This is a genomic window from Streptomyces sp. NPDC057424 (assembly GCF_042803315.1).
Taxonomy (GTDB): Bacteria; Actinomycetota; Actinomycetes; order Streptomycetales; family Streptomycetaceae; genus Streptomyces.
The window spans coordinates 1-20,716 of sequence record NZ_JBHVCP010000019.1; the positions used below are offsets into that span (position 1 = coordinate 1).

Consider the following 20,716-nt stretch of genomic DNA (forward strand, 5'->3'; position numbering starts at 1 on the left):
GCGCAGCCGCCGCGCAGCCCCACCCGGGCCCCGGGGCCCGAACTCACGCGGTCCGGCCGTCGGTCAGGGTCACCCGGCGTGCCGCCGGGTCGTGCTGCTCCTCGATCGACAGTGAGCCCCCCGTCGTCGGCAGGGGCTCCGGCTGCCAGCGCTGGGCGTCGGAGGACCGGTCGCGGACCTTGACGACGATGTCGGCGTCCGGGTCGTCGTCGGCCGGGGTGAGGGCGAGCTGCTCGTCCCAGCGGGGCAGCAACTCCCCCTGCACGGTGACGTCGTAGCGCACGTCGTCGCCCCGCTCGGCGTCCTCGTCGGCGCAGGTGCCGAGGACGACGACACCGGCGTCCTTGTGGGAGTCCAGGCACAGCCCGGGATCGGCGATGCTGCGCAGCAGCCCGTCGTCCTCGTACGTCCACTGCTGGGTCCACACCGCCGAGCACTCCGCGAGCTTCGTGCCCGAGCCCTCCTTCGGCAGGTCCCGGATGTCGAGGCACAGGTCGGCGCCGGCGTTGCGCAACCGCGTCGCCCCCGGTGCCGCGGGGAGCCCGGCGGTGCCGGGCGGCGTCACCGACGTGGGGCCCTTGCCGCCGGCGGCTGCGCTGCTGGACCCGGCCGGGTCGGCCTCCCCGCCGTCGTAGGACGACACGCTGATGATGAGCACCGTGGCCAGCACCCCGGCCGAGACCGCGCCGACGCCCGTGAGGAGTGCCCGCGAGGAGCGCAGCGCCTCCGGAACGCGGCGGGCGGGCACGGGGAGCCGGGACAGCAGGCCGTGCCGCCCGCCGCCCCGCCGTCCGCCGCGAGCGCCGCGTGTGCCGTGCGAGGCTCGTCCCGGGCGCGAGTCGAGGTAGCGGCGGGCGCCCCAGCCGAGCACCGCCTCGGCGATCAACGGCCCCAGCGGGCCTTCGAAATGGCTCAGTTGTTCCGCAGCGTTCCGGCAGTAGCGGCACTCGTCCAGGTGCTGCTGGACATCCGGCAGCAGTGCGCCGCCCCGGCGGATCGGGACGTCGAGGAGGCGGTTGTAGAACCGGCAATCCTGGGTGGGCGCGAGTTCACGATGGGCAAGTACACAGCCTTCGCGGAATTTGTCCCGCGCCTGTTCGAGGGCCGCCGACGCGATGTCGGTGTCCATGCCCAGCAGTCCGGCCGGGACACTTATGGGATCTGCCTCGACCTCGGCATGCCACAGCAAACAGCGCGCGACCGCGGGAAGTGCCTGGAATGCCCGCTCCGCGAGGGTGCGATTTTCGGGCGTCATGGACGTCGCCGCGCGCAGGCCGCGCCCTCCGGCGGGTTTCTGCAACGCCGGCAGAACGGCCGATATTCGATCGTCGCCGGACCACTCGCGGATCGTGTCGCGCACGGTCACCAGAAGCGCCGGGCGCAGTGCGACGGCGGACTCGCCGAAGGCGAGCCGGTTGAGGGTCCGGTGGAAGGCCGTTCCGGTCACCATCGCGGCGACCTGCGCCGACGAGGCGAGACAGATGACCGCGTAGTCGTGCACCGGCTGGTGGTGCCGCGCCATGAGCAGCGCGACGGAATGGGCGGCGACCTCGCCCTCCGGGCTGCCTCTCAGCGGGGCGGCGAGCGCTTCATCGGATTCCCCGGGATCCCCGCCGGGCGGGGGATACGGGGGACGAGGGGGGTGGGGGGTGGGCACTGAGATGGTTCCTTCCCACGCATGTGACACACAGAAGTCCCGCCGAAAAGGAGCCCGGTTGGTGCGTACCTCTTTGGCGGGGCGCGGGAGGTGGGAATTCACCGACGGCGAATCGGTCGTGGTCCACAAATCACGTGCGACACCCGGCCATTCCCCCCGCACGCGCGTTTCACTCTTGCACAACCCCCACACGGCCAACAAGGCAGCCGGACAACATCCCCACCATTGACAGAAAGTCAGAAACGGGGAACGGATGAGCGCAGCTCGCACCCGTTTTCGACATTTCCCTGCGGCCCGCGTGAATCGGGCACCTGATCCGCTTCCTCAGATCTGCCAGGAGCGCAGCCGGTCCGCCGCGCCGTAGATGTCGGTGGTGCCGGACAGCAGGTCGCGGGCGAGGTCGACGAGTGCGCCGTAGGGCGGGTCGATGCCGACGCCGCTGACGAACATGTACGCCACGGCGGTCGCGCAGGCGAAGCGGGCGTTGGCCGAGGGCAGCGGCCGGAGCACGGTGATGGTGTGCAGCAGCGCGGCGGCCCGCCAGGCAGGGTCGGAGTTCACCCCGAGACGGGGCGGGTCGACGCGGTGCCGGGCGACGGCGGCGACCAGCGCGGAGAAGTCATTGACGGTGGGCTGGTCCGGCAGGACCTCCTCGTGGCGCTGCAGCAGCCAGGGCACGTCGATATGGATCAGGGACGCCATGGGTCAGGCGGCCCGCCCTTCGCCCTTGACGGGCGGTTCGTCGTCGGGGAACGCGGCGGCGAACTCGTCGGCGTGAGTGGCGAAGAACCTGCGGAAGGCCTCAGCGCCCTCCTGCAGGGCCCGGTGGCGGGCTATGTCGGCCGCGGCCGCCTCCCGCACGAGTGCCTTCATGGACGTACCGCGCTCCTTGGCGATCTGCCTGAGGTCCTCAAGTTCGCGGTCGCTGAACTCCACGTTGAGAGCTGGCATGCCTCCACGGTACCGCTCGGGTACTGACTCGTAAATATCCCCAGGTCAGGAAGGCCACCCCACGGTACCGAGGCGATGCGCCATTTGAGATGTGAGTCACATCGTGCCGTGTGATGTCACATTCCGGGTCCCTGCCCGGCTCGTAGCAGTGAGCGCGCCCGAGGGAGGCCCACCCGCATGACCGAGATCTCCGTACCCGGCACCGACGCCCCGCTCGACGCGGCGACCGGGGTGTTCGTCGACCATCGCGAGCTGCTGTTCGGCGTCGTCTACAACATGCTCGGCAGTGTCGCCGACACCGAGGACGTCCTGCAGGAGACATGGCTGTCCTGGACGGCCCGAGGCGGGGGCGCTCCCCTGTCCGGTGTCGGCAACCCGCGCGCCTATCTCGTCCGGGTGGCGGTCAACCACGCGCTGCGCCGCCGTGCCGTGATCAGCCGCCGCCGGGAGACGTACGTCGGCCCGTGGCTGCCCGAGCCGCTGGTCGGTGAGGGCACCGAGTCCGCCGAGGACCCGGCCCTGCGTTCCGAGTCGGTGTCACTGGCGATGCTGGTGGTCCTGGAGTCGCTGACGCCGCTGGAGCGGGCCGTGTTCGTGCTGGGCGAGGTGTTCGGCTACCCGCATGCCGAGATCGCGGAGATCATCGACCGCTCCCCCGCCGCCGTGCGGCAGTTGGCGCACCGGGCCCGGGAGCACGTGCACGCGCGGCGGCCGCGGTACGAAGCGCATCCACGGGTGCGGCGGGAGGCGACCGAGCGGTTCGTGCGGGCGGCGCTCGGCGGGGACATCGCCGAGCTGATGGAGGTGCTCGCGCCGGACGTCACGGCGTGGACGGACGCCGGCGGCAAGCGCCGCCGGGCGAGCCTGCGCCCGGTGCACGGCCGGGACAAGGTGACCCGTCTGCTCACGGCCGGCCGGGGCGGCCCGGACCACCCCGTCTGGCGCTACCGGCGCGTCAACGGCGACGACGCGGCGGTGCTGTTCGACGGCGACGCGCCGTTCGCCGTCCTGGTCCTGGACCTCACCCCGGAAGGGGACCGGGTGCGCGGCATCTACGTGGTGGCCAACCCGGACAAGCTCGCCCACCTGCCCAGGGAGACGGCGTGAGCGCAGGACGCGGTGAGCGGCTCGCGGACTGGTTCGACGCCGGCAGCTGCACCACTGGGCGGCGCTGGTCTTCGTCGCCGGGATGCTGACGCACATGATGCGGCACTTCTTCACGGGCTCGTTCCGCAAGCCGCGCGGCGCTGATCGTCGTCCACGTCCTGCCGGTCGTGTACCGCGAGCACACCCGGTTCGCCGGCCCCGGGCGCGCCGAGCGCAACGTCGTGGACGCGCCGTTCATGCCGGTGTACCTGGCGAAGGCGGGCGGGTTCTTCTACCTGGCGTTCGGGGTGCTCGCGCTGATCGCGGCGGTGGCGACGATCAATCCGGTGTGGTCGTACGGCCCGTACCGCGCCGACCAGGTGTCCACGGGGGCCCAGCCCGACTGGTATCCGGGCTTCGCCGAGGGCCTGGTGCGGTCATGCCCGGCCGGGAGGTCACGCTGTGGGGGCACACGCTGGTGCTGGGCGTGCCGATCCCGGTCGTGGTCCCGCCGCTGCTGGTCTTCATCGGGATCTACCCGTTCCTGGAGGCCAGGTCCACCGGCGACCGGAACGAGCACCATCTGCCGGACCGGCCGCGCAACCGCCCGGTCCGTACGGCGATCGGGGCGGCCTGGATCAGCCTCTACCTGGTGCTGCTGGCGGGCGGCGGCAACGACATCGTGGCGACCCGCTTCCACCTGTCGATCAACACGGTGACGTGGACGGTGCGGATCGCCGTGTTCGTCGTCCCGGCGGCCGTGTCCGTCGTCACCCGCCGGATCTGCCTGGGCCTGCGGCTGCGCGACCGGGAGCTGGTGGCGCACGGCCGGCCGACCGGGGTGATCAGACGGCTCCCGCACGGCGAGTACGTCGAGGTGCACGAGCCGCTCGACGGGGCCCGGCTGCACACCCTGACCGCTCACGAACGGCCCGGGGAGCCCGTCGGGCACGAGCGGCGCCGGGCCGTGGCCGGGCCGGTCAGGAGTGAGCGCGGCAGAACTCCCGGACGGTCCGGTTGAACGGCTCCGGCGCCTCGATGTTGCTGAGGTGCCCGATACCGGGGAGCACGACCAGCGTGGCCTGCGGGACCGCTTCGAGGAACTGGTGGGCCACGGGCTCCACGGGTGAGCGGGCGTCGAGCTCGCCCCACAGCAGGAGCGTCGGCACCCCGATCCGCGGCAGCAGGTCGCGCTGGTCGGCCTCGGCCATGGCGGTGAGCTCGGTCCGCAGGCTCCGGGCGCGGGTGTCGGCCGACATCACGGACAGCATGCGTACGGCGTCGGCGGGTGGCTGCCCGGCGAAGAGGCCCGGCATGGTCGGTGCGAACGCCTCGGCCGGGACCGCGAGCATCCGTTCCGCCCCCTCGACCCGGGAGCGCACCTCCGCCGCCGGCAGCGAGCCCTTCCATCCCGCGTAGGTGTCGACGAGGAGCAGCGTCCTCACGAGCGCGGGGTGGTTCCGGTAGAGCTCCAGCACCACCGTCCCGCCCCAGGACAGGCCGAGCACATGGGCCGGGCCGAGGCCCACGTCCTCGATGACGGCCGCCAGACAGCGGGCGTAGTCGGCCAGGGTGAAGGAGGGCGGTACGTCGGAGGAGCGGCCGGCGCCCGGTTCGTCCCAGGCGACGACGGTGAACTCGTCGGCCAGGTCCTCGGCCTGGCCGAGGAACAGCCGGGCGTCCGTCGTGGCGCCGTGCGCGAGCACGAGGGGCGGGCCCTGGCCCGCCCGGTCGTACGCGACCTCGATGCCGTCGACCCGCACCGCTGGCATGACACCAGGCTACGCGCGGGTGCCGGGGGCGTCCTGTCGGCCGGCTCCCCCGGCACCCGGCACCATGGTCCGGTCCCTATGCCTGGTCCGCCACGAAGGAGGCCATGCGGACCAGGGCGGCGTTCCAGTTGATCGTGTGCTCGTTGGTCGACCAGGACTGGATGTCGTCGATGTAGCAGAACTGGCCGGTGCAGCCCTGGAGTTTGCTCTGCGCGTAGGGGTCCTGGATGCTCGAGTTCGGCCCGCCCGCGAGGGTGCCCCTCGGCGGGCCCGGCTGGTTCGGGTCGAGCTGGCGGGCGTACCAGCGGCTGTGCTGGTTCTGCGCACTGACCTCGCCGTAGCCGGTGACGTAGGAGATGTTCAGCGCGTTGCGGCCCAGGATGTAGTCCATGCTCTGCAGCGCGCCGTCCCGGTACTTCGAGGCGCCGGTGATGTCGTACGCGGTGGCGAGGACGACCGCGTTGTTGAGGACCTGATGGCTGGAGCCCCAGTCGTACGTGTTGCCGTCCGGGGCGTACGGCATGCCGTAGGGGTGTGCCTTCAGCGTGGCCAGGTAGCGGTCGGCGCCCTTGATCACGGACTGGCGCACCGTGTCCCGGCCCGGGAGTCTGCTGGGCACCGTGGCGAGGTCGAGCCGGCCGGCCGCCCCGGTGCGGGCCCAGTCGAAGCCGATCGGCTTGAAGAGGTCGGCCGCGTGGACCGGGGACTTCAGGATGTACTCCTCGAACTGCCTCTCCCGTGTGGACAGGTAGAGCTCGGCCGCCGCCCAGTAGAAGTCGTCGCTGACGTCGCTGTCGGCGTAGGCACCGCCGCCGATGCCGTCGCTCTCGGAGGCGAGACGGTCGGGGTGGGCGACCGCCGCCGACCAGGCCTTGCGGGCCGCCGCCAGCGCCTTGGCGGCGAACGGCTTGTCGTAGGAGCGATAGAGGCGGGCCGCCTGCGCGGCCGTGGCCGCCAGGTTCAGGGTGGCCGCCGTGGAGGGCGGGTGCAGTTCGCGCTTCTGCGGGTCGTCATGGGGCATCAGCGGCAGGCCGGTCCACTGCTCGTCGTGCATCTTGTGGTGGGCCATGCCTGCCAGCGGCTTGCCGTCGGGGACCTGCATCTTCAGCAGGAAGTCCAGCTCCCAGCGGGCCTCGTCGAGGATGTCCGGGACCTTGTTGCCGCTCTCCGGGATGGCGAGCGTGCCGTCCTTGAGCTTGTCCGTCTGCCCGGTGCGGGCGTGCCGGGCGCGTTCGTAGGTGCTCAGCAGCTCCCAGGTGGAGATGCCGCCGTTGACGACGTACTTGCCGTGGTCGCCGGCGTCGTACCAGCCGCCGCTGACGTCGAGGGTGTAGTCGCAGACACCCGGCTGACACGGCACGTCGGTGTCGCCCTTGTTGGGGGCCACGCCCAGGTGACCGGCCGGGCGGCCGTAGCCGGGCCGCAGGTCGTCGCGTATCGCGAGGCCGCTGCGCTGGGTGTAGTAGTACTTCGCCGAGTCCAGCCGGAGCCGCTCGTAGGCCCTCGCGCCGATGTCGAACGGACGGCTGGTCTCGCCGTCGGCGACGAGGGTGAAGCCGGTGCCCTTCCTGTGGTGGGCGCCGAAGTCGATCGAGTGGACGTTCTGCCCGGAGGAGGCGTCGACGCCGCGCGGCAGGGTCGTGCCCCGGGCGACGACCGTCCCGCCGGAGTTCCTGAGCTGCCAGGGCAGCTTCACCGTGGCGTCGGTGACCAGGGTGGCGTTCTTCGGGCCGGACGGCAGGTAGCCGACCTGGTTCACGCGGACCCGGGGCCCGGTGTCGGGCTCGTACGGTTCCGGCGCCACGCCGCCGAGCAGCGAGACGTCGTCCATGCAGAAGCGCCATGCGTCCGCGCTGCCGCCGAGCTGGAATCCGACCTGTCCCTGAGCGGTGTCGACGGGCGAGGTGAAGGTGTACGAGTAGGTGTCGCCGGAGACGCTGAGCTGCGGTGTCACCTCGTAGTAGGTGTCGTACGGCGCGGCCGACAGGCCGACGATCGCCCGCACCGCGTGCCCGGCGGGTGTCCCGGTCGCGCTGAACGAGAAGCGGTACGACTCCCCCTTCACAAGGGTGATGTCGTTCTGCCCGACGGCGGCGTCCCAGCGGTTGGTGGTGCCGCCGGGGACATCGGCGCAGAGCCGGCCGTCGGACAGGCCGGCGGTGACGTTGCTGGTCCACCAGGGGTCGGTGGTGGTGTCGAAGGTGCCGTTCCTGACCTGCTCGACCTCGTCGGCCCCGGCCGGCGCCGACGGCAGCGCGGTGAGCGCGGTCGCCAGCAGGGCCGTCAGGGACAGCAGGGCGGTTCTGCGTCGTTTCACGTCTGGGCTCCTCTTCAGAGGTGCGGGTGGCGCTCAGAGTGGGAGCGCTCCCAGATGCGGACGCTCGCCATGGTTGTGGCTGATGTGACACCGCGTCAACGGTCCGGACAGGACTGGCTGTTCGCCGCCCCTCCGGACCGTGGCGCCCAGGGGTTCAGGCGGCCGGTGCGTCCAGCCGGCTGATGCGGATCGCGCCCCGGGGCTCGCCGGGATGGCGGCTCGTCAGGGTGAGCCGGATCCGGGAGCCGCGGAGGGCCTTGAAGGTGATCACGGTGGGGGCGTCGGAGGCGGTGGCCCAGCCGGTCTCGGTGTCCCGCGCGGCCTGCCACGCGGTGCCGTCCCAGACCGCCACCTCGATCGCCGCGGGCAGGCTGTGCGTGGCGTCCACGGTGAAGGAGACGTCCACCCGGTCGAAGGCGCGGGTGCGCCCGTGGTCGACCGAGACCCAGTCCTCGGCCCGGGCGCCGTCGAAGGCCGGCAGCAGGGGCGTGGCCTGCTTGTAGAAGCCGTTGGACCAGCCGGTGGCCGGGTCCGCGTCGAGCATGGCGGCGGGCAGGGTGTCCGGACGCCCGGAGTAACTGGCGTCCGCGTGCGGGTGGTCGACGGGCCCCGGATGCTCGGGCTCGAAGGCGGGTGGCACGGTTTCGGCCCGGTCCTTCGCCCGGGTGGCGCGTACCGTCGCCGTGCCCGCGCGCAGACCGTCGGCGCGGGCGGTCACCTTCAGCGTGCCGGCCTCGGTGCCGGACCGGACGATGGCCAGGGCCTTGCCGTGGAAGGCGGTCCGGGTGCTCGCCTGGTAACGCTCGGCGCTCTCCTGGCGGCCGTTGTCGAGCCCGGCCAGGGAGCCGCCCGCCACCTCGAAGGAGAGCAGGTGCTCCGCGCCGGGCACCACCACACCGTGCCGGTCGACGACCTCGGCGGTCACGAAGACCAGGGAACGGCCGTCCGCGGCGAGGGACTTGCGGTCCGCGGTCAGGCGTATCGCGTGCGGGGCACCGGCGGTGCGCAGCACGTCGGTGGCGACCACCTTGCCGCCCCGCCGTGCGACGGCCTTCAGCTCGCCCGGCGCGAAGCGCACCTTCCACGTCAGGTGGAGCTTGCCGGCGCTGCCGTTCGGGCTGGTGTAGCTGCCGGGGTAGGGACCCTCGGTGAAGGTCTTGTCGTCGCCGGTCGCCTCGGTCGTCTCCAGGTAGGTGCGGCCGTCCACGGTCTTCTTGGTGTCGAACCGCCGTACGCCCAGGGACTTGCCGTTGAGGTACAGCTCGACGGTGTCGACGTTCGCGTACGCCCAGACCTCGACCGTGTCGCCCTGGTCGTGGTTCCAGGTCATCGGCAGCAGATGGACCATCGGCTCGCTGACCCACTGGCTGCGGAACAGGTGGTACATGTCCTTCGGGAAGCCCGCCGTGTCGACCGCCCCGAAGAAGGACGCCTTGACCGGGAAGACGTCGTACGGCGTGGGTTCGCCGATGTAGTCGATGCCCGACCAGAGGAACTGCCCGGCGAACCACTTGCGGTCCCGGTCCTTCTTGTGGCCGTACTCGCCGCTCATGGTCCAGGAGGCGAGGTTGTTGTCGTAGGAGGAGGTCGCGCGCCTGCCGGGCGTGTGGTTCTCGCCGGTGTTGAGGTGTTCGGGCTCCTGGTAGGCGCCGCGGGTGGAGGTCTCCGAGGAGGACTCGGACTCGAAGAGGAACAGATGCGGGTAGGCCGCGTGCAGCTGGTCCACCGACTTGGCGGTGTTGTAGTTGAGGCCGAGGCCGTCCAGCTTGGCCAGCATCAGATCGGCCGCGGAGCCCTTGGCGGGCAGGCGGCGGTACTTGTCGGAGCCGATGACCAGCGGCCGGGTGTCGTCGGCGGCCCTGATCGCCTCGATGATCCGGTCGGCCATGGCGAGGCCGGCGGTGGAGGTGGAGTCGGGGACCTCGTTGCCGATGGACCAGCTGAGCACGGCGGGCGAGTTGCGGGCCGCCAGCACCATCTCGGTGGCGTCCTTCTCGCCCCACTCGTCGAAGAAGCGGCCGTAGTCGTACCGGTTCTTGCCGGTGCGCCAGCAGTCGAACGCCTCCACCAGCATGATGACGCCGAGCTCCTCGCAGACCTGGATCACCTCGGGCGCGGGCGGGTTGTGGGAGGTGCGCAGGGCGTTGACGCCCATGGACCGCATGATCTCCAGCTGCCGGCGGACGGCGTCGATGCTGACGGCGGCGCCGAGCGCTCCCAGGTCGTGGTGGAGGTCGACACCCTTGATCTTGTGGTGGGCGCCGTTGAGGAAGAAGCCCTCGTCCGGGTCGAAGCGGAAGGTGCGGAAGCCGAAGGGCGTGCGGTAGGTGTCGGTGGTCCTGCCGCCGACGCGCAGTTCGGTGTGCAGGGTGTAGCGGTGCGGTGTCCCGAAGTCCCACAGCTCGGGTCGCCGGACCGTGAGTTCCTGGGTCTCGGTCCGCCCGCCGGCGACGGCGGCGGTGGAGGAAGTGCGGGCGACCGTCCGGCCCTTGCGGTCGACGATCCGGGAGACGACCTCGACGTCCGTGGCCGCGCCCGAGGCGTTGACGACGGATGTGCCGACCCGTACGACGGCGCGCTCGGCGGAGATCTCGGGTGTGGTGACGCGGGTGCCCCAGCGGGCCACGTGCACCGGCTCGGTGATCACCAGGCGGGCCTCGCGGTAGATGCCGCTGCCGGAGTACCAGCGGCTGCTGGGGAGCCGGTTCTGGACCTTGACGGCGATCACGTTCTCGGTGGTGCCGTCCGTGTGCACCAGATCGGTGAGGTCGAGGGCGAAGCCGGTGTAACCGTAGGGGTGGCGGCCGGCCTCCTTGCCGTTGCAGTAGACGGTGGAGTCCATGTAGACGCCGTCGAACTCCACCGACACGCGCTTGCCGGCGAGGGCGGGCGGCAGGGTGAAGACCAGGCGGTACCAGCCGAGGCCGCCGGGCAGGAAGCCGGTGCCGCTGGTGGTGCCGTGCTCGGTGGTGGGGGTCTGCTCGATGCTCCAGTCGTGCGGGACGGCCGTCTCACGCCATCGGGAGTCGTCGTAGCCGGGCAGGTGGGCTTCGGCGTAGGCGCCGGTCGGGTCGGTGATGCCGCCCGGGTTCACCAGCGCGAAGCGCCAGCCGTCGCGCAGTGCGACGGTGCGGCGGCCGGACGCACCGCGCGTTTCCTCGACGGCCCCCGCCTCCGCGGTGCCGAGCAGCGCTCCGGCCGCGGGGGCGGCCGCGGAGGCGAGCAAGACCGATCTGCGCGTGACCGACATGGCGACTCTCCCTCATGAGGACCCAGAAGTACTCACAACTGATCGTGAACAAACAGATTCTGTCGATGCGTCACACAGGGCCGTCAAGAGTGCGGAAGCGTCCTTCTGCCCCACGGGCCGCTTCGGCCGGATGTACGCCCTGACCCGGCCGGGGAGGCGGCACCGGGGTTACCGGTCCACGCCGGGCGCCTACGGACTAGGCTGGAACTCAACCGACCTCCCTGTTCACTGTGAGTGTCCGTATGGAGTGGCGACGATGAGCCCGGACGAGGCGTTCGACGATGGCGTGGCCGCCCGTGCCGTCATCGCCGCCGACGGCACGCTCACCGAGTGGAGCGAGGGCGCCCGTCGTCTGCTGGGCCACACGGCCACCGAGGTCCTGGGCCGCCCGGCCGCCGCGCTGCTGGCCGACGGCGTGGAACCGCCGTCCGTGCCGGACGACTCCCGCTGGAGCGGCACACTCACCCTGCGCCACCGCGACGGTCACCCCGTGTCCGTGTGGGTGCTCGCCCACCGCAGACCGCCGGACGGCACGGAGACGACCGACTGGCTCGCGGTGTCCCCGCCGGAGGCCACCGACCAGGGCCTTCCGGACGACCCCCTGGTGCGCGCGGCGCTGACCCAGTCGCCCTGCGCCACGATGATCTTCGACGAACGGCTGCGGCTGCGCGGCGTCAACGAGGCCATGGCGGACCTCGTGGGACTGCCCGCCGGGCGGATGCTGGGCCTCAGGCCGACCGACATCGGCAGCCGGCCGCAGAACTCCGAACTCGAGGAGCGTCTGCGCCGGGTACTGAGCACCGGCCGGCGGCAGGACATGCAGACGTACATGAAGGCAACCGGCGAGAACCGGGGCCCGCACGCCTGGCTGGCCCGGATGGCGCCGCTGACCGACGGCACCGGCCGGGTGCGGGGCGTGTGCGTGACGGCCCACGACTTCTCCGACCAGTACCGGTCACGGGAGCGGCTGCAGCTGGTCAACGAGGCGAGCGTGCGCATCGGCACCACCCTCGACGTCACCCGTACGGCCCAGGAGCTGGCGGACGTGTGCGTCCCGGCGCTGGCCGACTTCGTCAGTGTCGACCTGCTCGACCCGCAGGAGCACGGCGGCGAGTCCGCCGGACCGCCGGCCCCGCCGCTCCGTCTGCGCCGGTCCGCCCACCAGTCGGTCAACAACGGCAGTCCCGAGGCCGTCGCCAAGCCCGGGCAGGTGGACGTCTACCCGGAGAACTCCCCGCAGGCGGCCTCCCTGGCCGCGGGGCACACGGTCGTGGCCTCCGGCTCGTCCGGCGACCTCGAACGGTGGCTGGCCTGGGACCCGGTGCGCTTCCAGCGGGTCCAGGAGTACGGCATCCACTCCACGATGTCCGTTCCGCTCCGGGCCCGGGGCACGACCCTCGGGGTGGCGGTCTTCACCCGCTTCAGGCGCCCCGAGGCATTCACCGACGACGACGTGCTGCTGGCCGAGGAGGTCACGGCCCGCGCCGCCGTCTGCATCGACAACGCGCGCCGCTACACCCGCGAACGCGAGACGACCCTCACCCTGCAGCGCAGTCTGCTGCCCCGCACACTGCCGCACACGGTGGCGGTGGAGGCGGCCTCCCGCTATCTGCCGGCCACCCGCTCCGGCGTGGGCGGTGACTGGTTCGACGTGATCGCGCTGTCCGGCATGCGGGTCGCCATGGTCGTCGGCGACGTCGTCGGCCACGGCATCCAGGCCTCGGCCACCATGGGCCGGCTGCGCACCGCCGTCCGCACCCTCGCCGACATCGACCTGGCCCCCGACGAACTGCTCACCCACCTCGACGACCTGGTCGTCCGGCTCTCCCAGGAAGCCGGCGGGGACCACGGCACCGGCGAGGTGGGCGCGACCTGCCTGTACGCGGTGTACGACCCGGTGTCCCGGCGCTGCACCCTGGCCCGGGCCGGGCATCCGCTGCCCCTGCTGGTGCCGCCGGACGGTCCGGCACAGCAGCTCGACCTGCCCTCGGGACCGCCGCTGGGCGTCGGGGGGCTGCCGTTCGAGGCGGCCGAGGTCGAGCTGCGGGAGGGCAGCATCCTGGCGTTCCACACGGACGGGCTGCTCGTGAGCCGCGAGCGGGACGTCGACGCCGGCAGCCGGATGCTCTGCGAGGCGCTGTCCGCGCCCTCCGACTCCCTGGACGAGACCTGCGACCGCGTGCTGCACACCCTGCTCCCGCCGGGCGGCTCCAGTGACGACGTGGCCCTGCTGCTGGCCCGCACCCGCGGCCTGCCGTCCGCCCAGGTCGCCACCTGGGACATCCCCGCCGACCCGGCGCTGGTGGCCCCCATCCGCAAGCAGGTCGTCGACCAGCTCGAACGCTGGGGGCTGATCGACGCCACGTTCACCGCCGAGCTGGTGGTGAGCGAGCTGGTCACCAACGCCATCCGCTACGGCGCCCCGCCCATCCGGCTGCGGCTGATCCATGACGCGGCCACCCTGATCTGCGAGGTGTCCGACACCAATCACACGGCGCCGCACCTGCGCCGGGCCAAGACCTGGGACGAGGGCGGCCGCGGTCTGCTCCTGGTCGCCCAGCTCACCCAGCGGTGGGGCAGCAGGCACACCGCCGAGGGCAAGACGATCTGGGCGGAGCTGGCCCTGCTCGACGACGAGATCTGAGGGCCCCGCGCCGGCCAGAGCCCGGGACGCCGTTCACGGCACGCGCCACGCCCTGCCCTGCACTGGTCAGTTGGACCGCCGGGGGTCTCTTACCCACGCCTGGTTTCATGGGCGGGCACGGCTTGATCACGTCCCGGAGGACCCGCCCTGAACACCCCGCTCGCCGAAGTCCTGTCCGTGACGCTGCTGGCCGCCGTGCTGATCTGGGCCGTCGCCCGCCCGGAAGGCCTGCCCGAGGCCGTACTGGCGGTGCCCGCCGCGGGGCTCGCCATCGCCCTGGGAGCGATCTCGCCGGATCACGCCTGGGAGGAGGTCCAGCGGCTGGGTCCCGTGGTCGGTTTCCTCGCGGCCGTGCTGGCGCTCGCCCACTTCTGCGACGTCGAAGGCCTGTTCACGGCGTGCGGGGCGTGGATGGCCCGCTGGGCGGCCGGGCGCCCCACGCGGCTGCTGACCGCGGTGTTCGCACTGGCGTCCGTCATCACGGCCGTGCTCAGCCTGGACGCCACCGTCGTCCTGCTGACTCCGGTGGTGCTCGCCACCGCCACCCGCATGGGCGTGCAGGCACGGCCGCACCTGTACGCCTGTGCCCATCTGTCGAACACCGCCTCGCTGCTGCTGCCCGTCTCCAACCTGACCAATCTGCTGGCCTTCACCGCGAGCGGGCTGAGCTTCACACGCTTCGCGGCACTGATGGCACTGCCCTGGCTGGTCGCGATCGCCGCCGAGTACCTGGTGTTCCGGCGCTTCTTCGACGACGAACTGGCGGCGCCCCTCCCCTCCCCCGATGCCGCGCCGCGTCCCGAGCCGCTTCCGCTGTTCGCCCTCGTCACGGTCGGCTGCACGCTTGCCGGGTTCGTCGTGGCCTCCGCCGTGGGGATCGCGCCGGGCTGGGCCGCACTGGCCGGTGCGCTGGCGCTGGCCGGGCGGGCGCTGGTGCGGCGGCGGGCCACGCCTCTGACGGTGGTGCGGTCCGTGTCCCCGGCCTTCCTGGCGTTCGTGCTCGCGCTCGGCGTCGTCGTGCGCGCGGTCGTCGACCACGGGCTCGCCGACGCGCTGCAGCGTGTCCTGCCCGACGGACCGGGCCTGCTCACGCTGCTGGGCGTGGCCGCACTGGCCGCCGTCCTGGCCAACCTCATCAACAACCTGCCCGCGGTGCTGGTGCTGCTGCCCCTGACCGCCGGGGCCGGCCCCGGGGCCGTGCTGGCGGTACTACTCGGTGTGAACATCGGACCCAACCTGACCTACGCCGGATCGCTGGCGACCCTGCTGTGGCGGCGGATCGTGCAGCAGCACGGGCACCGGGCCGGGCTCGGGGAGTTCACGCGACTCGGGCTCCTCGCCGTACCGGCCGCGCTGGTGCCGGCCGTGGTGGCCCTGTGGCTGTCCCTCACCGTCGTCGGGGCCTGAGCGCACGCCCGGTCAGCGGCGGTCTCCGTAGCCGTAGCCGCCGTAGCCGTAGCCGTAGCCGGGGTAGCCGTGGCCCGGGTTGCCGTACCGACCGTCCGTGTCGCAGTAGTAGCCGTGGCGGTAGCAGGACGAGTCGGTGGGGGCCGGGCTGCTCGGCGTCGGCCGCGCGGCCGAGGGGGTGGCGGACGGCGTCGGTGTGGGCTCGGGCGTCTTCGACGGGGTTGGGGTCGGCGTGGGCGTGGGGTGCGGGGCCGGAGCGGCGGCACTCCAGTTGACGGCCTTCATCTGGAGGTCTGCCTTGGAGGTGTCGATCACCCAGCGCTGGACCTCGTCGTCCGTCCGGGCCTTGAGGACCAGGGCTCCCGAGCCGTCGGTCGCGGCCGGGGCCAGGGCGAGGTCCTGGTCCCAGCGGGGCACGAGGGCGCCCTGGAGGGTGAAGTCGTAGCGGATGTTCTTCGGGTCCGGCCGGGACGCACCCGTGCAGGGGGCAAGGCGTACCGAGTAGCCGAGCCGGGAGTCCAGGCACAGGTCGGGGGCGGCGCCGTTGCGCAGCAGCCCGTCGGTCTCGTACGTCCACTGCTGGGCCGCGTCCGCGGAGCAGGCCGTGAGCTCGGCCTCACCGCCCTCGACGGCCTTCTTGCCGTCGACGCCCACGCACAGGCCCGAGGCGACGTTGTGCAGCCGCCCGCGCAGGGCGCCCTTCTCGGCGTCGTCCGCCCCGGCCCAGGACGGGTCCCTGGTCGCCTCGCCCGCGTCGGAGTCGGGGGCCTCCCCGGCGGGCCGGTCGGCGCCGGACGGGGCGCCGTCGCCGGAGTGGGAGGTGGACCACAGGACCAGGGGCAGGACGACGAGGCCGCTGACGGTCAGGATGCCCGCGGTGAGGTTGCGCCGCCGGGCGGCACGGCGGGTCGCTTTGTGGGCGGATCTTCGGGCTGCCATGCGCGGGCCGTCGGGCCGAGGGCCCGGGGGCGCGGTGGGGGGCGGGGTGGTCGCGGACGGGGTGGAGAGGCTCACGCGGGCCGGGGCCGGAGGAGGGGCCGGGACCCCGGCTGCGTCCGCGCGCCCCGCTCCGGCTCCGGAGGGGGGCGGCACGGCTGTCGGACCACCGGGGTCGGTGAACGACTCCCCCACCGTGCCGGCGAGGGCGACGGGATCCGGGAGGACCTCACGCGCGGCACCGGCCGGATCGGGGAAGACCTCGCGTGCCACATCCACCGGATCGGGAAACACCTCGCGCGCCACATCCACCGGATCCGGGAACACCCGGTCCGGATCGGGGAGGGTCTCTCGCGCCGCACCGGCCGCCCCCGGGACGGTTGCCTCACCGGCCGCTCCCCCGCGTACCCCGGCCACCTCCGCACCGGCACCACGGCCGCCGCCGGTGGTCATCGGCCCCGCGTCACTCGCCCGGCTCTCCGCGTAGCCCCGTCCGCCCCAGCCCAGCACGGCCTCCGACAGGGCGACGCCGAGGCCGTGGTTGAACTGGTCGAGCTGGTCCGCGGCGGCGCTGCAGTGCCCGCAGCCCTCGATATGCGCGCGTAGATCGGGGTCGATGCCGTGACCGCCGCGCCGGTACGTCACGTCGAGCAGACGCAGGTAGCGCCGGCACTCCTCGTCGGGGGCGAGTTCGCGGTGCAGTTGGAGGCACTCCTCGCGCAGCCGGTCCCGGGCCCGGCCCAGTTCGACGCGCGCACCCTCCTCGTCCAGGCCGAGCAACCCGGCCGGGGAGGTGAGCGGTTCGGCCTCGACCTCGACGTGCCACAGCAGGCAGCGGGCGGACTGGGGCAGCCGCTGGAACGCCCCGGACAGCAGACGCCGGCGCTGCGACGGCAGCAGCCGGGAGGCGGCCCGCTCCCCTCCTCCGGTCCCGGCGAACAGCTCCGGGTGGAGCGTGTCGCGTCGATGGTCACCGGCCCACTCGGCCGCGATACGCCGGACGGTGACGAGCAGGTGGGGCCGCCATGCGGAGGTCGGACCGTTCTGCCGGAGGGTTTCGCCGAAGAGCCGGGTGAAAGCCGCAGTGGTGAGCATGCCCGCGGAGCGCGGGCCGTCGGTGCACAGCCGGGCGTAGGCGAAGGCCGCCTCCCAGTGCCGGTCCAGCAGTTCGCCGACGGGGTGAAGTGCGGGCGTCGCACCGGTCCACTTCCTGAGCTCCGCGCTCAGTTCCTCGTCCGTCGCGTCGAACCTGCGGGCCGAGGCCGGGGAATTCGACGGGCCTGCGTCTTTCACGGCTGCATTCCTCTCAAGGACATGCGAAATAAAGTCCATACCAAGGGGTATGCCGGCATGTCGGCCTCGCGCATACGAAAGAAAGGCGTGATGTGGGCACGCCGACAGGGCACACCTTTGCACAGGTCAGCGACGGGGAACAAGAGATCCCCCGGTTTCGTGCATGCTGTGCGCCGCCAGCGCCTTTTGACAAGATGTCAATCAGCGCAGCGAAAGGCATTTCCGTGCCGTCTGCCCCTTTTTAGCGGCTCACATTTGTCCGCCTCCGGTAGCCGCCAGGGAACCATTGAGCCACCGCCTGCCCAGCAGCTCACACCGTCGAACGCCTTCTCCTCGCCGGCCTTTCGGGGTCTCCCGTGGAACCAATAGCGCCGCTCAGCCGGGCGGGACGCCGTGCGTCGTGCGGTAGGCCCCGGGCGGTGCGCCGTAGCGGTCGCGAAAGGCGCGGTTGAAGTGGAAGGGGCTGACGAAGCCCGAGGCGGCGGCGACGCGTTCCACCGCCAGGTCGGTGCTCTCCAGCAGCCGGGCGGCGTGGCGCAGCCGTGCCTCGCGCAGGGCACGCATGGGCGACTGGCCGAGCTGCCGACTGAACAGATGGGCGAAGCGGGACGGCGACAGCGCGACGCCCCCGGCGAGCGAGCGGACGGTGTGCGGGGCGCCCGGGTCGGCGTCGATCAGCTCCTGGGCGCGGCGGATCCGTGCGTCGAGACCGGGTCGGGGCGTCGCGGGCCGGGCGGCGGCGGTGAGCAGGACGATCTCCTCCAGTGCGCACAGGGCCAGTTCGCGCACCGCGCTGCCGTGCGCCACGGCGACCTGCCCGTCCGGAGGTGACGCGTCGGGCGGTGCCTCGGAGCCGGTCCAGCGCGCGTCGGCGTGCATCCGCCGGAACGCCGCCTCGACGCGGCCGTGCACTCCGGCCGGGACGGAGGTGACGACGTACATCCCGTCGCCGGCGTCGTACGGGCGCAGCCACGCGGCCCAGGACGGGCGGGCCTGGCAGTGCGCCCACCAGAACCGCCAGTGCCGGGCGCCGGGCTCGACGGCGTAGCCGTGCGGGACGCCCGGGGCGAGGACGACCAGGTCGCCCGCGCCGGCCGAGGTCTGCGCACCGCCCTGCCACAGCCGTCCCCGGCCAGCGGTGGTCCAGGTGAAGAGCCAGCTCGCGGAACCGTGCGGCCGGCTGACGCCGTAGCCCGGGGGCTGGTCGAAGCGGCCGAGCACGACCAGCCCGGGCGACGGGGCGGGGTCCCCGGTGTCCCCCGGACTCCCGGTGTCCCCGTGCTCAGCAGTGTCGGGCAATCCGTCAGCACGCACGGGCATCCTCCTGGACGGCTGGGCGGCCTAGCGTTTCGGACCGATGACACCGGAGCGAGGAGTACGTTCATGACAGTCATGGGCAAGGGCGCCGCCGGCGCTTCCATCCTGGACCCCGCCGGGCTCCGGCGGTACCGGAATGAATTCGAGGACCACGGTTTCGCGGTGGTGCGCGGGCTCTTCGGGGCCGACGAGATCGAGCGGCTGTGCGGTGCGTTCGCTGCGCTGCGGGCGGCCGGTCCGGTTCCCGGGCACTTCGAGCCGCGCGCGGCGGACGGGCCGGGCGCCGATCCGCTGCATGTCTGGCCCCGGGTGATGCACCCGCACGAGATCAACGACCTCGCGCGTGAGGTCCTGCTGGACGCCCGGCTGCGGACGGTTCTGGAGGCGCTCCTCGGGGAGGAGGTGCTGGCCGCGCAGAGCATGTTCTACTTCAAGCCGCCGGGGGCCCGGGGGCAGGCGCTGCACCAGGACAACTTCTATCTGCGGGTGGAGCCGGGCACGTGTGTGGCCGCGTGGGTGGCCTGCGATGTGATCGACCGGGAGAACGGCGGGCTGGAGGTCGTGCCGGGCACACACCTCATGGACCTGTTCTGCCCGGAGTCGGCCGACCCGGATGTGTCCTTCGCCCGGGAGTACGTTCCGCCGCCGGCCGGTCTGGCGCCGGTGCCGGTGGACATGGCGCCGGGGGATGTCCTGTTCTTCAACGGGAGCCTGGTGCACGGGTCACAGCCGAACCGGTCCGCCGAGCGGTTCCGGCGGTCGTTCATCGGGCACTACGTGGGGCGGTCGGCGGAGCGGATCGGGCGGTTCTACCGGACGCTGGCGATGAGCGGGGCGAGGGTGGAGCTGGCGGCGAGCGAGGGGGCCGGCCCCTGCGGGACGGAGTTCGCGCCGCAGGGGCCCCACTGAGCCGCGAGACGTACGTTCAGTGCCCGGCGACGGGATGGGGGCCGTACGGGCGCTGAAGTTCCTCCCGTTCCTTGTCGCTCAGCTCGATCTCCACGGCGGCCACCGCGTCCTCCAGATGCCCGGGCCTGGACGCGCCGACGATCGGGGCGGTCACCGTGGGCTGGTGGAGGAGCCAGGCGAGGGCGACCTGCGCGCGGGGCACGCCCCGTTCCCCGGCGATGCGGGTGACCGCCTCGACGATGGTGCGGTCGCCCTCCTGGTACAGGGTGCCGCCGAAGGCGTCGGCGGCGCTGCGCTCGGTCGTGGTGTCCCAGTCCCGGGTGAGGCGGCCACGGGCGAGCGGGCTCCAGGGCAGCACCCCCACGCCCTGGTCCGCGCACAGGGGCAGCATCTCGCGCTCCTCCTCGCGGTAGATCAGGTTGTAGTGGTTCTGCATGGAGACGAACCGGGTCCAGCCGTTCAGCCGCGCGGTGTACTGGGCCTTGGAGAACTGCCAGGCGTACATCGAACTCGCCCCGATGTAGCGGACCTTGCCCGCCTTGACGACGTCGTGCAGGGCCTCCATCGTCTCCTCGACCGGTGTGTGCGGGTCGAAGCGGTGGATCTGGTAGAGGTCGACGTAGTCGGTGCCGAGGCGGGTGAGGCTCCGGTCGAGCTCGGTCATGATCGCTTTGCGGGAGAGCCCGCCGCCGTTCGGACCGGGTCGCATCCGGCCGTGCACCTTCGTCGCGAGGACGATCTCGTCGCGGCGGGCGAAGTCGCAAAGGGCCCGGCCGACGATCTCCTCGCTGGTGCCGTCGGAGTAGACGTTCGCCGTGTCGAAGAAGGTGATACCCGCCTCGACCGCCTGCCGGATCAGCGGGCGCGATGCCTCCTCGCCGAGGGTCCACTCGTGCGCACCGCGGTCGGGCAGACCGTAGGTCATGCACCCCAGACAGATCCGCGAGACGTCCAGGCCCGTCGAACCGAGCTTCACGTACTGCATCGTTGCTGCTCCTGCCTGCCTTCGGGAGGGTTTCCAGGGGAGCGTACGTGTTCGTGTGCGCTCGAAGCCGCGGCCGGGCGGGCCGTCTGACGGGCTGTCACCGTTGCTGCCCCCAGGTGACCGGACGGCGTGGGAGCGGCCGGGCGGCCGGGCCGCTGCCGCATCCTCGGCGCAGGTGACCGGTGCCGGGCC

The 20,716-nt window shown here is 72.5% G+C and carries 13 protein-coding genes and 1 pseudogene; 5 read left to right on the forward strand and 9 right to left on the reverse strand.

Features of this window, described 5'->3' with window-relative positions; translation table 11 throughout:
• Positions 1-43 precede the first annotated feature (43 nt).
• The 3 genes from ACFU3E_RS17520 to ACFU3E_RS17530 all read right to left on the reverse strand — a co-directional run bounded on the left by ACFU3E_RS17520 (position 44) and on the right by ACFU3E_RS17530 (position 2,608).
• The gene (locus ACFU3E_RS17520) at positions 44-1,657 is read right to left on the reverse strand and encodes an RICIN domain-containing protein (RefSeq protein ID WP_384158272.1); all 1,614 of its coding nucleotides are present in this window, start codon (positions 1,655-1,657) and stop codon (positions 44-46) included.
• Positions 1,658-1,981: 324 nt separating this feature from the next.
• Positions 1,982-2,359 carry a toxin Doc gene (locus ACFU3E_RS17525; RefSeq protein WP_384158275.1) on the reverse strand — a complete coding sequence of 126 codons (378 nt, stop codon included), beginning with the start codon at positions 2,357-2,359 and terminating at the stop codon, positions 1,982-1,984.
• A gap of 3 nt (positions 2,360-2,362) precedes the next feature.
• The gene (locus ACFU3E_RS17530) at positions 2,363-2,608 is read right to left on the reverse strand and encodes a hypothetical protein (RefSeq protein WP_194049176.1); all 246 of its coding nucleotides are present in this window, start codon (positions 2,606-2,608) and stop codon (positions 2,363-2,365) included.
• A 177-nt stretch (positions 2,609-2,785) separates the two neighbouring features.
• On the opposite strand from ACFU3E_RS17530, the gene ACFU3E_RS17535 reads away from it, so the two are divergent.
• Together ACFU3E_RS17535 and ACFU3E_RS17540 are read left to right on the forward strand one after the other, a co-directional pair.
• On the forward strand, positions 2,786-3,715 hold the full coding sequence (locus ACFU3E_RS17535) for a sigma-70 family RNA polymerase sigma factor (protein ID WP_384158278.1): 930 nt from the start codon (positions 2,786-2,788) through the stop codon (positions 3,713-3,715).
• Between the two features lie 22 nt (positions 3,716-3,737).
• A pseudogene (locus ACFU3E_RS17540) lies at positions 3,738-4,715 on the forward strand (cytochrome b N-terminal domain-containing protein); the annotation flags it as partial.
• On the opposite strand, the gene ACFU3E_RS17545 reads toward ACFU3E_RS17540, so the two are convergent.
• The 3 genes from ACFU3E_RS17545 to ACFU3E_RS17555 all read right to left on the reverse strand — a co-directional run bounded on the left by ACFU3E_RS17545 (position 4,675) and on the right by ACFU3E_RS17555 (position 11,033).
• Complete coding sequence (locus ACFU3E_RS17545) at positions 4,675-5,466, reverse strand: alpha/beta fold hydrolase (protein WP_384158281.1); 792 nt, start codon at positions 5,464-5,466, stop codon at positions 4,675-4,677. The pseudogene ACFU3E_RS17540 and the gene ACFU3E_RS17545 overlap by 41 nt on opposite strands.
• A gap of 76 nt (positions 5,467-5,542) precedes the next feature.
• Positions 5,543-7,783: a glycoside hydrolase family 9 protein gene (locus ACFU3E_RS17550; protein WP_384158284.1), complete on the reverse strand. Its 2,241-nt coding sequence runs from the start codon at positions 7,781-7,783 to the stop codon at positions 5,543-5,545.
• A gap of 154 nt (positions 7,784-7,937) precedes the next feature.
• Complete coding sequence (locus tag ACFU3E_RS17555; RefSeq protein WP_384158287.1) at positions 7,938-11,033, reverse strand: glycoside hydrolase family 2 TIM barrel-domain containing protein; 3,096 nt, start codon at positions 11,031-11,033, stop codon at positions 7,938-7,940.
• Positions 11,034-11,289: 256 nt separating this feature from the next.
• Here ACFU3E_RS17555 and ACFU3E_RS17560 point away from each other — a divergent pair, with 256 nt between their 5' ends.
• Both ACFU3E_RS17560 and ACFU3E_RS17565 read left to right on the forward strand, forming a co-directional pair.
• Positions 11,290-13,677 (forward strand): SpoIIE family protein phosphatase, encoded by a 2,388-nt coding sequence (locus ACFU3E_RS17560; protein ID WP_384158290.1) that lies wholly within the window; start codon positions 11,290-11,292, stop codon positions 13,675-13,677.
• Positions 13,678-13,854: 177 nt separating this feature from the next.
• Positions 13,855-15,084, forward strand: coding sequence for an SLC13 family permease (locus ACFU3E_RS17565; protein WP_384158293.1), 1,230 nt, complete (start codon positions 13,855-13,857; stop codon positions 15,082-15,084).
• A gap of 12 nt (positions 15,085-15,096) precedes the next feature.
• Here ACFU3E_RS17565 and ACFU3E_RS17570 read toward each other — a convergent pair whose 3' ends face one another.
• Positions 15,097-17,313: a ricin-type beta-trefoil lectin domain protein gene (locus ACFU3E_RS17570; protein ID WP_384158296.1), complete on the reverse strand. Its 2,217-nt coding sequence runs from the start codon at positions 17,311-17,313 to the stop codon at positions 15,097-15,099.
• 375 nt (positions 17,314-17,688) lie between these two features.
• Positions 17,689-18,633 (reverse strand): helix-turn-helix domain-containing protein, encoded by a 945-nt coding sequence (locus ACFU3E_RS17575; RefSeq protein WP_384158299.1) that lies wholly within the window; start codon positions 18,631-18,633, stop codon positions 17,689-17,691.
• A 63-nt stretch (positions 18,634-18,696) separates the two neighbouring features.
• Here ACFU3E_RS17575 and ACFU3E_RS17580 point away from each other — a divergent pair, with 63 nt between their 5' ends.
• Positions 18,697-19,539 (forward strand): phytanoyl-CoA dioxygenase family protein, encoded by an 843-nt coding sequence (locus ACFU3E_RS17580; RefSeq protein WP_384158303.1) that lies wholly within the window; start codon positions 18,697-18,699, stop codon positions 19,537-19,539.
• Positions 19,540-19,555: 16 nt separating this feature from the next.
• Here the strand turns inward: ACFU3E_RS17580 and ACFU3E_RS17585 are convergent, their stop codons facing one another.
• Positions 19,556-20,524 carry an aldo/keto reductase gene (locus tag ACFU3E_RS17585; protein WP_384158306.1) on the reverse strand — a complete coding sequence of 323 codons (969 nt, stop codon included), beginning with the start codon at positions 20,522-20,524 and terminating at the stop codon, positions 19,556-19,558.
• Positions 20,525-20,716: the final 192 nt, after the last annotated feature.